Below are 12,634 nucleotides of genomic sequence, written 5' to 3' on the forward strand. Positions count from 1 at the left end.
GTGGCCGCCCCCGAGGTCCACTGGTTCGAGGAGCTCGGGATCGCGGACGTCCCCCGGGTGGGCGGCAAGAACGCCTCCCTCGGGGAGATGGTCCGGGAGCTGGCCTCGCGGGGGGTGCGCGTGCCGGGGGGCTTCGCGACCACCGCGGACGCGTACCGGTCCTACGTGGAGGCCAACGGGATCGGGCCCGCCCTCCGGGACCGGCTCGAGGACCACCGCGCGGGCCGTGCCACGCTGCGGGAGACCGGCGCCGCCGTGCGCGAGCTGTTCCTGCGCGGCGAGTTCCCCGCGGGGACGGCACGGCAGATCCGGCAGTTCTACCGGGAGCTCTCCGCGCGCACGGGCCGCGCCGGGCTGTCCGTGGCCGTGCGCAGCAGCGCGACCGCCGAGGACCTCCCGGACGCGAGCTTCGCCGGCCAGCAGGAGACGTTCCTCAACGTGGTCGGCGAGGACGAGCTGCTGGAGGCGTGCCGGCGGTGCTACGCGTCCCTGTTCACGGACCGGGCCATCACCTACCGGGAGCTCAAGGGGTTCGACCACCTCGCCGTCGCCCTGTCCGTCGGCGTGCAGGAGATGGTCCGGGCGGACCTCGGCTGCTCCGGGGTGATGTTCTCGATCGACACCGAGAGCGGCTTCCCGCGCGTGGCCGTGATCAGCGCGACGTGGGGCCTGGGCGAGACGGTCGTGCAGGGCACCGTGGACCCGGACAAGTACCTCGTGTTCAAGCCCCTCCTCGACGTGGCGGAGGCCCCGATCGTGGAGCGGACCCGGGGGGCCAAGCTGCACAAGCTCGTCCACGACGACGACGCCCCTGCCGGGGCCGCCGCCACCCGGCTCGTGCAGACCTCCCCCGCGGAGCGGCAGGCGTGGGTGCTCGGCGACGACGACGTCCTGCGGCTCGGCCGCTGGGCCGTGCTCGTCGAGGACCACTACGGCCGCCCCATGGACTTGGAGTGGGCGAAGGACGGGCTGACGGGAGAGCTGTTCCTCCTGCAGGCCAGGCCGGAGACCGTCCAGGCCGGTCGCAGCGGGACCCGCTTCACGATCCACCACCTCCGGGGCGAGGGGCGCGTGCTCGCGGTGGGCGCCGCGGTCGGGGACGCCGTGGCCACCGGCCCGGCCTGCGTGGTCCGCACCGCGGCGGACATCGAGTCCTTCCGGGACGGGTCGGTGCTCGTCACCGAGATGACGGACCCGGACTGGGTCCCGGTGATGAAGCGCGCCGCCGCGATCGTCACCGACCACGGCGGGACCACCAGCCACGCGGCGATCGTCAGCCGGGAGCTGGGCCTGCCCGCCGTCGTCGGCACCGGGGACGCCTCGCGGACCATCCCGGAGGGCCAGGAGCTGACGGTCTCCTGCGCGGCGGGCGACCGGGGCACGGTCTACGAGGGCACCCTCCCGTTCGACGTCGAGGAGGTCGACCTCGGGGAGCTGCCGGAGTCGCGCACCGCGATCATGGTCAACGTGGCGAGCCCCGCCGCGGCCTTCCGCTGGTGGCGGCTGCCGGCCGACGGGGTGGGTCTGGCCCGGATGGAGTTCGTCGTCAACAACATCGTCGAGGTCCATCCCATGGCCCTCGTTCACCCGGAGCGGGTCCGGGACGAGGCGGACCGCCGGCGGATCGCGGAGCTGACGGCGGGCTTCCCGGACGGCCAGGAGTACTTCGTGCAGACGCTGGCGCTGGGCCTCGCCAAGCTCGCCGCCCCGTACCACCCCCGGCCGGTGATCGTGCGGCTCAGCGACTTCAAGTCCAACGAGTACGCCCACCTCGTGGGCGGGGCGGCCTTCGAGGAGCCCGAGGAGAACCCGATGCTCGGCTTCCGGGGGGCCTCCCGCTACTACGACCCCCGGTACCGGGAGGGCTTCGCCCTCGAGTGCCGGGCGCTGCGGCGGGTGCGCGAGCGCATCGGCTTCGACAACGTGGTGGTCATGGTTCCCTTCTGCCGCACCGTGGGCGAGGCGGACCGGGTCCTGGCCACGATGGCCGAGCACGGCCTCGAGCGCGGGCGGCACGGCCTGAAGGTGTACATGATGTGCGAGATCCCCTCCAACGTGGTCCTGGCAGAGCAGTTCGCCACGCGGTTCGACGGCTTCTCCATCGGCTCCAACGACCTCACGCAGCTCGTCCTGGGGGTGGACCGGGACGCGGAGGCCCTGCGGGCGCTGTTCGACGAGCGGGACGAGGCCGTGACCCGGATGATCAGCGAGGCGATCCGCAAGGCCCACGCCGCGGGCATCCCCATCGGCATCTGCGGCCAGGGGCCCAGCAACCACCCCGACTTCGCCGAGTTCCTGGTGCGGGAGGGGATCGACTCGATCTCCCTGAACCCGGACAGCTTCCTGCGCACCGCGCGGCGGATCGCCGAGACCGAGCGGCGCCTCGCGGCCGGGCCCGGGGGCACAATGGACGCATGAGCCTCTCGGTGGGCGCACGCCCCGACCTGGACGTCGAGCCCGGCCGCGCGGGACGGCTGCTCGAGTTCCCGCGGCGCTATCCGCTCGTGGCCGTGACCCTGGCCGTGGGCGCCGTGGTCGTGGGACTGCTGGTCGCCGGGCAGCCGGGGCCGGCGCAGTGGCTGGGCTCCGGGTGGGCCCTGGTCGTGGCCGCCCGGGTGGCGTGGGGCATGGTCGCGGACGTCGTCGCCGGGCACTGGGGCGTGGACCTGCTGGCCGTCACGGCGATCAGCTCGACCGTGGCGGTCGGCGAGTACCTGGCGTCCCTCGTGGTGGTCCTCATGCTCACCGGTGGCCAGGCCCTCGAGGACTACGCGGCGAACCGGGCCCGCAAGGAGCTCAACGCGCTGCTCGAGCGGGCTCCGGTGCTGGCCCACCGGCGGCACCCGGACGGGTCCGTCGAGGACGTCCCGGTCGAGGAGGTCCGCCCCGGGGACGAGCTGCTGGTCCGCCCCGCCGAGGTCGTCCCCGTGGACGGGTGCCTGGTCGGCGCGGAGGCCGACTTCGACGAGTCCTCCATCACCGGGGAGAGCCTGCCCGTGACCCGCCGCGCCGGGGAGCCGGTGCTCTCGGGCGTCCTCAACGAGCAGCAGGCCGTGGTGCTGCGGGCCACCGCCACCGCGGCGGACAGCCAGTACTCCCAGATCGTGGCGATGGTGCGGGAGGCCGCGGAGTCCCGAGCGCCGGTGGTGCGCCTGGCCGACCGCTACGCCGTGCCCTTCACCGCGTTCGCCCTCCTCGTGGCCGGGCTGGCGTGGTGGTACCACGGGGACCCGGTGGTCTTCGCGGAGGTGCTCGTGGTGGCCACCCCCTGCCCGCTGCTGATCGCCGCCCCCGTGGCGTTCCTGGGCGGGATGAGCCGGGCGGCGCGCAACGGCGTCATCATCAAGAACGCCGGGACCCTCGAGCGGCTCGCCGCGGTGCGCACCGTGGCCTTCGACAAGACCGGGACGATCACCTACGGCCGCCCCGAGCTGCTGGCCGTCCACGCCCGCCCCCCGTTCCCGGAGGAGGAGCTGCTGCGCCTGACGGCGTCCGCCGAGCAGTACTCCTCCCACGTGCTCTCCGCCTCGGTGCGGGACGCCGCGCTCGCCCGGGGGCTCGCGCCGGCCCCGGCCGAGGAGGCCCACGAGGAGGCCACCCACGGGGTCACCGCCACCGTGGAGGGACGCCGGGTGGTGGTCGGCAAGCGCGCCCACGTGGCCCGCTCCGCCCCGGACGTGGTCGAGCAGGCGCTCGGGCCGGGCGAGCTGGCCGTCTACGTGGCCGTGGACGGCCGCTTCGCCGGCACCCTGGTGATGAGCGACCAGGTGCGCGAGGACGCGGCGGCCACGATGGCCGAGCTGACCGCGCTCGGGGTCCGGGAGATCCTCGTGCTCAGCGGTGACGCCCGCGCCACCGTGGAGCACGTCGCCGCGGCGCTGGGCATCACCCGGGTGCTGCCCGAGTGCCTGCCCGAGGACAAGGTCCGCACCGTCCGCAGCGCCCCGCACCGTCCGGTGCTCATGGTCGGCGACGGCGTCAACGACGCCCCCGTGCTCGCCGCCGCCGACGTCGGCGTCGCGATGGGCGCCCGGGGCGCGACCGCCGCCAGCGAGTCCGCCGACGTGGTGATCCTCACCGAGGACCTCGCCAGGACCGCGACGGCGGTGCGGATCGGCCGGCGCACCATGCAGGTGGCCCTGCAGAGCATCTGGCTGGGCATCGCCCTGTCCGTGGTGCTCATGCTCGTGGCCGCCACCGGGGCGATCCCCGCGATCTTCGGCGCCCTCAGCCAGGAGGTCGTGGACCTCCTGGCCATCCTCAACGCCCTGCGCGCCCTCCGCGGGCCCCGCGGCGAACGGTGACCGGCCGGCTCAGTGCCGGACGACGAGCACCGGGCAGTGGGCGTAGGAGACGCACGCGTGGGAGACCGACCCCAGGGAGGAGCCGAGCAGCCCGCCGCGGCCGCGCCGGCCGAGCACGAGCAGCTGCGCGGTCTCGCTCTCCGCGATGAGCCGGCCTGCCGGGCGGCCGTGCGTCACCGTGGTGGTCAGACGGCCGGGGACGTCCTCCCCGAAGACGGCCGCGACCGTGCGCGCGAGGATCCGCTCGTGGTTGGCGCGCAGCGCCTCCTCGTCGACGAGGAGCTCGGCGTCCAGCACGGTGGGGTCCCCCGCGCACGCGATCGCCTCGAGCGGGGCGTCGAGGGCCTCCGCGAGCCTCGACGCGAGCCGCAGGGCCTCCATCGAGGACTCCGAGCCGTCGATCCCCACGAGGATCCGCTGGTCCGTCGGTGCGTTCATGACCGAACCTCCTTGTCCGGGCCGGCTGCCGGGAGCCGGCCTGTCGGTGCCGCGTGGCCCGCGCCGGGTGGCCGGCGCCGGCCGGTCAGTGCCGGACGACCAGCACCGGGCAGTGGGCGTGGTCGATGCACGCGTTGGAGACGGAGCCCAGGGCCGAGCCCCGCAGGCCTCCGTGGCCGCGGCGCCCGAGCACCAGCATCAGGGCGTTCTCGCTCTCCTCGACCAGGCGGGCCGCGGCCCGTCCGTGGAGCAGCTCGGCACGCACGTGCTCCGGGGGGTCCGCGCCGAACACGTCGGCGACCGTCGAGCGGAGCAGCTCCACGCTGCCGGCCGGCGGCCGGTCCGGGTCGACGGTCTCCCAGCCCTCGTAGAGGGGCGGCCCCTCCCAGAACATGAGGGCGGTCAGCGGGACGCCCAGGGCGCGGGCGATCCTGTCCCCCGCCCGGAGGGCCTCCTTCGAGGAGTCCGATCCGTCGATGCCGACGAGGATCCGCTGCTGGGACGGTGTCTCCATGGCCGAGCTCCTTCGTTCCGGCGCCCGCGGTCCGTGCCCGGGGCGCGCTCCGTCCGCCAGGAACCTGGCGGACCGCTCAGTGCCGCACCACGAGGACGGGGCACTTGGCGTGGGAGACGAGGGCCGAGGAGACGGAGCCGAGGATCATCCCCAGCACCCCGCCCGTTCCCCGCCGGCCCACCACGAGCATCCGGGCCTCCTCGCTCTCCTCGATGAGCCGGGCGGCGGGCTGGCCGCGCAGGAGCCGGGTGGTCAGGTTCGCCGGGCGCTGCTCCCCGAACACCTCCTCGAGGGTGCTCTCGAACAGCTGCTCGCTGCCGCGGCGGAACTCCTCGGGGTCCACCACGCGGTAGCTCTCGTAGAGCAGCGGGTCCTCCCAGCACATGATGGCCTCGAGCGGTGCGCCCAGGGCCTCGGCGAGCCGCACTCCCTCCCGGAGCGCGGCCTTGGACGACCCGGACCCGTCGACTCCCACGACGATCCGGCCTCCGGACGACGGCTCGCCCATGGTGTTCCCCCTTGTTCCCGGCGGGCCGGCCGGTCCGCCTGTCTCCACGATAGGACCCGGTGAGGTGCGTCACAACGGATCCCCGGTCCCGGGGCCCGCATGACGGCCGGCGGGCGGCACCGCCCCGCCTGCCGTCGCACGGGCGACGCGCGGCGTCCTCAGCCGCGGGTGACCTGGATCTTCCGGGTCGCGGGCGGCTCGACGTGCCCGGCGACGGGCACGCGCACCTCCAGCACGCCGTCGCGGTACGCGGCGCTGATGTCCTCGTCCCGGCACCCGGCGGGCAGCGGCAGGGCGCGGGAGAACGAGCCGTAGCGGAACTCCGAGCGGTAACCGCCCTTGTCCTTGTGCTCGGTCCGCTCCCTGCGCTCGGCCCGCAGGTGGAGCACGTCGTCGGCCACCGTGAGCTCCACGTCCTGCTCGGGGTCGATGCCGGGCAGCTCCGCCCGGATCACCACGGTGTGGCCGTCCCGGTACTCCTCCACACGGGGCCAGGAGGCCTCGACGTCCCCCTCCAGGAGGCGTCGGAGGGGCTCGAGCATCTCCAGCCCCTCCCTGCGCATCAATCCGGCCATGACCTGACTCCTTCCCGTGGCACCGGTGCCGCGGCCGTCCGGGACGTCGTCCCGGACGGCCGGCGGGACCGGTGCGGTCCGCCTCGACCCTTCAAGCGTAGACACCGCCGACCGGGCGCGTAAGGGCCGCGGGGTCCGGGACGCATGATGACGGGGGCCCGCTCCACCGGCCCCCGGGGACACTGGATTCGCAGGTGCGACAGGGCGATAATCGGGGCATCCCCACGGGTTCTGTCGCCGTCCGGCGGCCACCCCGGGGACCGGGAGAGAGCGGGGTGTCCGCGGTGGACAACAACGTGATGAAGATCGTCTACACGTTCTTCCTGGGGGCCCTGCTGGCCCTGTTCGTGGGCCTGGGGATCCAGACGTTCTATCCGGGGCCGGAGATGCCGGAGCCGACCGCGGGGATGGAGTTCGTGCCCGAGGGGGGCGCTCCGACCGAGGAGCAGCGCGCGGAGATGGAGGAGAACGACCGGCAGTGGCGGCAGTGGCAGGAGGAGCAGCAGAGCTACAGCCGCGACGTGGCGGTCGTGGCCCTGGGCGCCTCCGTGGTGCTGCTCGGTCTCAGCCTCGTGCTGGAGAAGCGCAACAGGGTGCTGACCAACGGGGTGATGCTGGGCGGGCTGTTCACCCTGATCTACGCCATCGGCCGCAGCTTCGCCTCCAGCGAGACCACCATGACGTTCGTCGCCGTGAGCGTGGGCCTGGCGGTGGTGCTGGTCCTCGGCCACCGGCGCTTCTTCCAGGACCGTCCCCCGGCGGGCGCGCCCGAGGAGGCGCACCGGGAGCAGAGCGGCGTCTGAGCCGCTCCGCCGGGACGCCTCTAGAAGCCCGTCGGCTCGGTCTCCAGCTCGGGCTCCTCGGGCGGGGCCTCGTGGTGCAGGGGCCGCAGGGCGGCGGTCGTCCCGAACCACAGCAGCGCGTCGTAGCGCTCCCCCATGCGGGTGGGGACGTAGTTGCCGGCCTCGCGCCACGGGTGGTACACCACCCCGACGGCCCGGTGGCCGAACCTCCCGGAGAGCCAGGGCCCGGAGCGGTCGCGGCCGAAGACGAGCACCGCGTCCTCCTCCAGCGCCCGGTGCAGGAGGTCCTCGTGGCTGCCGGCACGAGCCTGCGGGACGGCGAGCACCTCCTCGGCCGCGCCCCACGCCTCCGCCGCGACCACCGTGCCGGTCCAGGAGGCGAGGCCGACCAGCACCACCTCGTGCGCGGGGTGGCGCTCGCGCAGCAGCTGACCCACGTTGACCAGCCCGGCGTCGAACATGTCGGTGGCCCGGGCGTCCCCCACGTGGGAGTTGTGCTCCCACACCAGGCCCTTGGCGCCGGGCCCGTGGTGGCGGGAGAGCAGGTCCGCGGTGTCCGCCATGTGCTCGTCCCGCACGTTCCAGGACTGCCGGTCGCCGCGCACCATGGTCCGGTAGTAGCGCTCGGCGTCGACCGTCACCATGGCGTTGAGGACGGCGTCGAACGCGGCGGGGTCCCCGGCCGTCCGGTCCATGGTGCGCCGGCGCACCTCGGCGAGGAGGGCGACGACGTCGGCCTCGCAGCTCTCGGGCACGATCCGCGTCCGCCACGCGTAGCGGTGCGGGTCCTCGTGGAAGGGGACGAAGCACTGCCACGCCTGCAGCGCGGCGGGCAGCGCCTCGGGGGCGCTCGTCCCGAGCCAGCCGATGATCTCCCGCAGCGAGTCCCACAGCGAGTAGACGTCCAGGCCGTAGAAGCCGACCTGCTCGTGGCCGGCCCGGCGGGCGTTCTCCTCCCGGAGCCAGTCGAGGAACTCGGCGACCTCCTCGTTCGCCCACATCCACGTGGGCCAGCGCTCGAAGCCCGCGAGGACGCCGTGGGCGTCGAGGTCCTGGTCCGCCTCGCCGCGCACCCACCGGTCGATCCGCCAGCAGTCCGGCCAGTCCCCCTCGACCCCGATCCAGGTGAAGCCGTGCTCCTCGATGAGCCGGCGGCTGAGCAGGGCCCGCCACCGGTAGTACTCGTGCGTGCCGTGGGACGCCTCCCCCACGCACACGAACCGGACGCCGGCGCAGCGCTCCACGAGCGGGTCGAGGTCCTGCGCCGTCTCCAGCGGCCGGGCGAGGGAGCGGATCTCCGCGAGGACCCCGGCCTCCCGGGAGGGGCCGCGCCCGAGCGGGCTCACCGGGACGTCCCGTCGCCGTGCTCCCCGGCCGGGGAGAGGTGGCGCAGGAACCAGTCCCGGGCCAGCGCGGCGGCCTCGGCGAGCGTGCCGGGCTCCTCGAAGAGGTGCGTGGCGCCCTCCACCACGGCCAACCGGGTGGGGCAGCGCATCGACTCCTGCGCCCACCGGTTGAGGCCGAGCACCTCGGAGTCCTCGCTGCCGACGATCAGCAGGGTGGGTGCCTGCACCGAGCGCAGCCGCTCGTCCGCGAGGTCCGGCCGGCCGCCGCGGGAGACCACGGCCGCGATGGACGCGCCGGGCTCGGCCGCGGCCCACAGGGCGGCGCCGGCGCCGGTGCTCGCCCCGAAGTACCCGACCGGGGACGCCGCGGAACCGGGCTGCTCGCGCAGCCACGCCGTGGCCAGGAGCAGCCGCTCGGCGAGCAGGCCGATGTCGAAGACGTTGCCGCGGTCCGTCTCCTCCCCGGGGGTGAGCAGGTCGAGCAGCAGGGTGCCGAGCCCCGCCTGCTGCAGGACGGAGGCCACGTACTGGTTCCGCGGGCTGCGCCGGCTGCTGCCACTGCCGTGGGCGAAGACCACCACCCCGGCGCCGGGCGCCGGCAGGTGCAGGTGCGCCTCGAGCTGCTCCCTCCCGGCCGGGATGCGCACGTCGGCGTCGACCGGATAGCCGTGCGCGGCCGGCCCCGCCCGGGGCGGCGCGGGCAGCTCCGGCTGGTGGCGGCGCCTGGCGGCGTCCAGCAGGGCCACCACCTCGTCGTCCTCGGTGGCGGAGAAGTCCCGGTAGTGGTAGCCGACGGCCGTGAAGTACGGCGGGGTCGCGAGGCAGATCACCTCGTCCGCCTCCACCACCCGGCCCAGGGCCTCCTGCGGGGCCACCGGGACGGCCAGCACCACGCGCGCGGCGCCCAGCTGGCGGGCGATCCGGCAGGCCACGCGGGCCGTGGAGCCGGTGGCGATGCCGTCGTCGACGACCAGGGCGGTCCGCCCGGTGAGATCGACCCGCTCCCGGCCCTCCCGGAAGCGCGCCGTCCGCGCCTCGAGCACGGCCCGCTCCCGCGCCTCGATCTGCTCGAGCTGCGCGTCCGTCACCCCGAAGTACTGGAGGGTCCGCTCGTCGAGCACGCGGGCGCCCTCCTCCCCGATGGCGCCCATGGCCAGCTCGGGCTGGGAGGGGACCCCCAGTTTCCGCACCACGATGACGTCCAGCGGCGCGTCCAGGATGCGGGCCACCTCGTGGGCCACGGGCACCCCGCCGCGGGGCAGTCCCAGCACCACCACGTCCTGCCCGCGCAGGGACCTCAGCCGCTTCCCCAGCTGCCGCCCGGCCTCGACCCTGTTCTCGAAGACCACCATGGTCCCCACCGCCTCTCCGGCGGGCGCGCGGCCCACCGCCCTCCGGTGCTCGCCCGGCTCCGTTCGCGCCCCCCGGGTCCCGTGGGCCGCCGCGGAGGACTCCAGCGTAGGCAGGCGGGGAACACGGTGGAAGGCCCGCGGGCCAGGTGACGGACGTGGACAACGGAGCAGGCCCGCCCCACAATGTGAGCACGCCCCGGCGGCCGGCCGGCCGCGGACCCGGGCGCCCTGGACGGACGTCCCGCACCGGCGGGGGAGACGGAGCACGCCGCATGAAGGACCGCACGCAGGACAGCGCCGAGGACCGCACGGACGGCAGGGTCATGCGGACGGTCTACACGTTCTTCCTGGGGCTGCTGCTGGCCCTGTTCGTGGGTCTCGGCGTCGCCACGGTCCACCCCGGCCCGGAGGAGCCCGCGCCGCCCCCGGCGGTCGCGATGGCGCGGGAGACCCGCGAGCTCGCCCCGGAGGAGCAGCAGCAGTGGGCGGCCTACGAGCGCGAACGGGGGGCGTGGGAGGTCGAGCACATGCGGCACAGCCGCGACGTCGGCGTGATCGCCCTGGTCGCGTCCGTCGTGCTGCTGGGGGCGAGCCTGGCGGTGGAGCGGCGCCGACCGGTGCTCGCCCACGGCGTGCTGCTCGGCGGTCTGTTCACGCTGCTGCACAGCGTGGTCCGCAGCCTGGTCTCGCAGGACACCGTCGCCTCGTTCGCCGTGGTCACCGTGGCGCTGGCCGTGGTGCTGTACCTCGGCTACCGCCGGTTCGTGGACCGCCCCACCCCGGCCGGTGACCGGTGGGGTCCTCCCCGGCCGGTGGTCAGCGACAACGGGAAGCACCCGTCCCGCCGCTGAGCGCGCCGGGCCGGTGCCGGCCGGTCAGCGGGGCAGCGGCAGCTTCTCGTCGAGCACGGCCCGGACGGCCGCGACGTCGACGTCCGTGACGGAGGCGTGCTCCCAGGCCGGCCGGTTGTCCTTGTCCACGAGGACCGCCCGCACGCCCTCGGCGAAGTCGGGGCGGGCGATCGTGTCCGCGGCGAGGCGCAGCTCCCGCTCGAGGCAGGAGCGCACGCTGTCGTCGGCCGCGCCGCGCTCCAGCAGCTCGAAGGTGCGCACCAGCGAGGAGGGGCTCATCCCCGCGAGGTCCTCCGGCGCGGCGGCGACGATCTGCTCGAGGGTCGGGGCGCCGTAGCGCTCCTCGATCTCCTCCCACCGCGCCACCACGGAGGACGGCTCGGGCTCGCGCGCGAAGCGGGAGAGGGCGTCCTCCGGGCCCTCCTCCACCACGGCCCCGGCGAGGGCCTCGAAGTCCTCGTCCGCCACGAGGACGTCGGCCAGCCCGAGGGCGACGGCGTCCGCGCCGCCGAGCCGCTGCCCGCCGAGGGCGAGCCAGCGGCCCACGGCCAGGCCCGGTTCGCCGCGGTGGTCCGGCCGGGAGACGCGCGGCAGGAACCAGGAGGCGCCGATGTCGGTGAAGAAGCCGATCTTCGTCTCGGGCATCGCCATGACCGTGGAGGGACCTACCACGCGGTGGGAACCGTGCACGGAGATGCCCATGCCGCCGCCCATGCAGATCCCGTTCATGAGCGCCACGTAGGGCTTGGGGTAGTCCGCGATCAGGCAGTCGAGGGCGTACTCGACGGCGAACACCCCCGTGGCCTCCTCCGTCCGCCCGGCGAGCACGGCGTCGCGGACCTCCCGGATGTCGCCGCCGGCGCACCACGCCCGCGGGGAGGCCGAGGTGACGAGCACGTGGCGCACGGCGTCGTCGTCCCGCCACGCGTCGAGCGCGGTCTTGAGGTCCCGGTACATCTGTGCGGTGAGGGCGTTGAGCTGACGGGGCCGGTTGAGCACGATGTGCCCGGTGCCGTTGCGGACCTCGGTCAGGACGTGCTGCGCGGTGCCGGTCGTGGCAGTGTCGGTCATGGCTCCCACCCTGCCACGGGTCGCGCCGCCGTGCCACGGCTCACACGCCGGAGGGCGGCCACTGTCCACGCTGCGCCAGGAGGGAGGCGAGCAGGTCGGCCCGGTCGGTGACGATCCCGTCGACCCCGAGCTCGAGCAGCTCCGCCATTTCGGCCGTCTCGTTGACGGTCCACACGTGCACGTCGATGCCGTGCCGGTGGGCGAAGTCCAGGAAGCGGGGGGTCACGAGCTGGACCTCGGCCCCGCCCCGCACCCGGTACCGGCGGGGGATCTGCACGGTGTCGAACGGCTCGATCCACCGGGCGGCCGCCCGCCGCGCGAGACGCCAGGTGGGCCCGCCCAGCCACGAGCACACGAGCAGCAGGCGCATCCCCTCCTTGCCGGAGGACGTGGGCACGGTCCGGCCGTCCAGCTCGCGGATCCGCCGCAGCGTGCGGCGCCGGCGGCTCTCGGAGAAGGAGGTCACCCGCACCCGGTCCACGGCGCCGAGCTCGTGGAGCAGCGCCGGCAGGGCCGCCACGGACGCCTCGTCCTTGACGTCCACGTTGAACTTCAGCTCGGGGAGCTCCGTCAGCAGGTCGGCGAAGCGGGGGATGCGCCCGACGCCGGCGACGCGCTCGGCCCTGATCTGCGCCCAGGTCAGGGCGGAGACCTTCCCGCTGCCGCCGGTGACGCGGTCGAGGGTCTCGTCGTGGAAGGACAGGACCACCCCGTCGGCCGTCGTGTTGACGTCCGTCTCGATCCACTCGTAGCCGAGGTCCCGGGCCGCCCGGAAGGCGTCGAGGGTGTTCTCGGCACCGTCCCGGCAGAAACCGCGGTGGGCCAGGGCTGCGGGGGCGTCGCGCCGGCGCGCTGGAGGGGTCACCCCCCTA

General features: G+C 74.9%; 12 protein-coding genes. 4 read left to right on the top strand and 8 right to left on the bottom strand.

Going from position 1 to position 12,634, the window contains the following annotated elements:
• Positions 1-2,418, top strand: coding sequence for a phosphoenolpyruvate synthase (gene ppsA / locus EQG70_RS14555; protein ID WP_109268621.1), 2,418 nt, complete (start codon positions 1-3; stop codon positions 2,416-2,418).
• On the top strand, positions 2,415-4,304 hold the full coding sequence (locus EQG70_RS14560) for a heavy metal translocating P-type ATPase (protein ID WP_109268620.1): 1,890 nt from the start codon (positions 2,415-2,417) through the stop codon (positions 4,302-4,304). Before ppsA ends, EQG70_RS14560 begins: the two co-directional genes overlap by 4 nt.
• 9 nt (positions 4,305-4,313) lie before the next feature.
• Here EQG70_RS14560 and EQG70_RS14565 read toward each other — a convergent pair whose 3' ends face one another.
• The 4 genes from EQG70_RS14565 to EQG70_RS14580 form a co-directional block, all read right to left on the bottom strand.
• Positions 4,314-4,742, bottom strand: coding sequence for a universal stress protein (locus tag EQG70_RS14565; protein ID WP_109268619.1), 429 nt, complete (start codon positions 4,740-4,742; stop codon positions 4,314-4,316).
• Between the two features lie 85 nt (positions 4,743-4,827).
• Positions 4,828-5,256: a universal stress protein gene (locus EQG70_RS14570; protein WP_017832081.1), complete on the bottom strand. Its 429-nt coding sequence runs from the start codon at positions 5,254-5,256 to the stop codon at positions 4,828-4,830.
• Positions 5,257-5,332: 76 nt separating this feature from the next.
• Positions 5,333-5,764, bottom strand: a complete 432-nt coding sequence (locus EQG70_RS14575) for a universal stress protein (protein WP_017832082.1) — start codon at positions 5,762-5,764, stop codon at positions 5,333-5,335.
• Between the two features lie 158 nt (positions 5,765-5,922).
• Positions 5,923-6,339: an Hsp20/alpha crystallin family protein gene (locus tag EQG70_RS14580; RefSeq protein WP_244296567.1), complete on the bottom strand. Its 417-nt coding sequence runs from the start codon at positions 6,337-6,339 to the stop codon at positions 5,923-5,925.
• Between the two features lie 284 nt (positions 6,340-6,623).
• On the opposite strand from EQG70_RS14580, the gene EQG70_RS14585 reads away from it, so the two are divergent.
• Positions 6,624-7,142: a hypothetical protein gene (locus EQG70_RS14585; protein ID WP_126346532.1), complete on the top strand. Its 519-nt coding sequence runs from the start codon at positions 6,624-6,626 to the stop codon at positions 7,140-7,142.
• 20 nt (positions 7,143-7,162) lie between these two features.
• Here EQG70_RS14585 and EQG70_RS14590 read toward each other — a convergent pair whose 3' ends face one another.
• A complete protein-coding gene (locus EQG70_RS14590; RefSeq protein ID WP_109268618.1) occupies positions 7,163-8,488 on the bottom strand; it encodes an erythromycin esterase family protein in 1,326 nt (441 codons plus the stop codon).
• Positions 8,485-9,840: a phosphoribosyltransferase gene (locus EQG70_RS14595; RefSeq protein ID WP_031282285.1), complete on the bottom strand. Its 1,356-nt coding sequence runs from the start codon at positions 9,838-9,840 to the stop codon at positions 8,485-8,487. The genes EQG70_RS14590 and EQG70_RS14595 overlap by 4 nt, the downstream gene beginning before the upstream one ends.
• Positions 9,841-10,112: 272 nt before the next feature.
• Between EQG70_RS14595 and EQG70_RS14600 the strand changes: the two genes are divergently transcribed.
• The gene (locus EQG70_RS14600; RefSeq protein WP_017832087.1) at positions 10,113-10,691 is read left to right on the top strand and encodes a hypothetical protein; all 579 of its coding nucleotides are present in this window, start codon (positions 10,113-10,115) and stop codon (positions 10,689-10,691) included.
• Positions 10,692-10,715: 24 nt separating this feature from the next.
• Here EQG70_RS14600 and EQG70_RS14605 read toward each other — a convergent pair whose 3' ends face one another.
• Together EQG70_RS14605 and EQG70_RS14610 are read right to left on the bottom strand one after the other, a co-directional pair.
• Positions 10,716-11,762, bottom strand: coding sequence for an enoyl-CoA hydratase/isomerase family protein (locus EQG70_RS14605; protein WP_017832088.1), 1,047 nt, complete (start codon positions 11,760-11,762; stop codon positions 10,716-10,718).
• Positions 11,763-11,802: 40 nt separating this feature from the next.
• The gene (locus EQG70_RS14610; protein WP_109268617.1) at positions 11,803-12,627 is read right to left on the bottom strand and encodes a glycerophosphodiester phosphodiesterase family protein; all 825 of its coding nucleotides are present in this window, start codon (positions 12,625-12,627) and stop codon (positions 11,803-11,805) included.
• Between the last annotated feature and the right edge of the window lie 7 nt (positions 12,628-12,634).

Source organism: Kocuria rosea (assembly GCF_006094695.1).
Lineage (GTDB): Bacteria > Actinomycetota > Actinomycetes > Actinomycetales > Micrococcaceae > Kocuria > Kocuria rosea.

Excerpts from the sequence above, each read along its gene's own strand:
- EQG70_RS14595 (WP_031282285.1), bottom strand. The coding sequence starts at position 9,840 with ATGGTGGTCTTCGAGAACAGGGTCGAGGCCGGGCGGCAGCTGGGGAAG.
- EQG70_RS14565 (WP_109268619.1), bottom strand. The coding sequence starts at position 4,742 with ATGAACGCACCGACGGACCAGCGGATCCTCGTGGGGATCGACGGCTCG.
- EQG70_RS14580 (WP_244296567.1), bottom strand. The coding sequence starts at position 6,339 with ATGGCCGGATTGATGCGCAGGGAGGGGCTGGAGATGCTCGAGCCCCTC.
- EQG70_RS14560 (WP_109268620.1), top strand. The coding sequence starts at position 2,415 with ATGAGCCTCTCGGTGGGCGCACGCCCCGACCTGGACGTCGAGCCCGGC.
- EQG70_RS14605 (WP_017832088.1), bottom strand. The coding sequence starts at position 11,762 with ATGACCGACACTGCCACGACCGGCACCGCGCAGCACGTCCTGACCGAG.
- EQG70_RS14575 (WP_017832082.1), bottom strand. The coding sequence starts at position 5,764 with ATGGGCGAGCCGTCGTCCGGAGGCCGGATCGTCGTGGGAGTCGACGGG.
- EQG70_RS14600 (WP_017832087.1), top strand. The coding sequence starts at position 10,113 with ATGAAGGACCGCACGCAGGACAGCGCCGAGGACCGCACGGACGGCAGG.
- EQG70_RS14570 (WP_017832081.1), bottom strand. The coding sequence starts at position 5,256 with ATGGAGACACCGTCCCAGCAGCGGATCCTCGTCGGCATCGACGGATCG.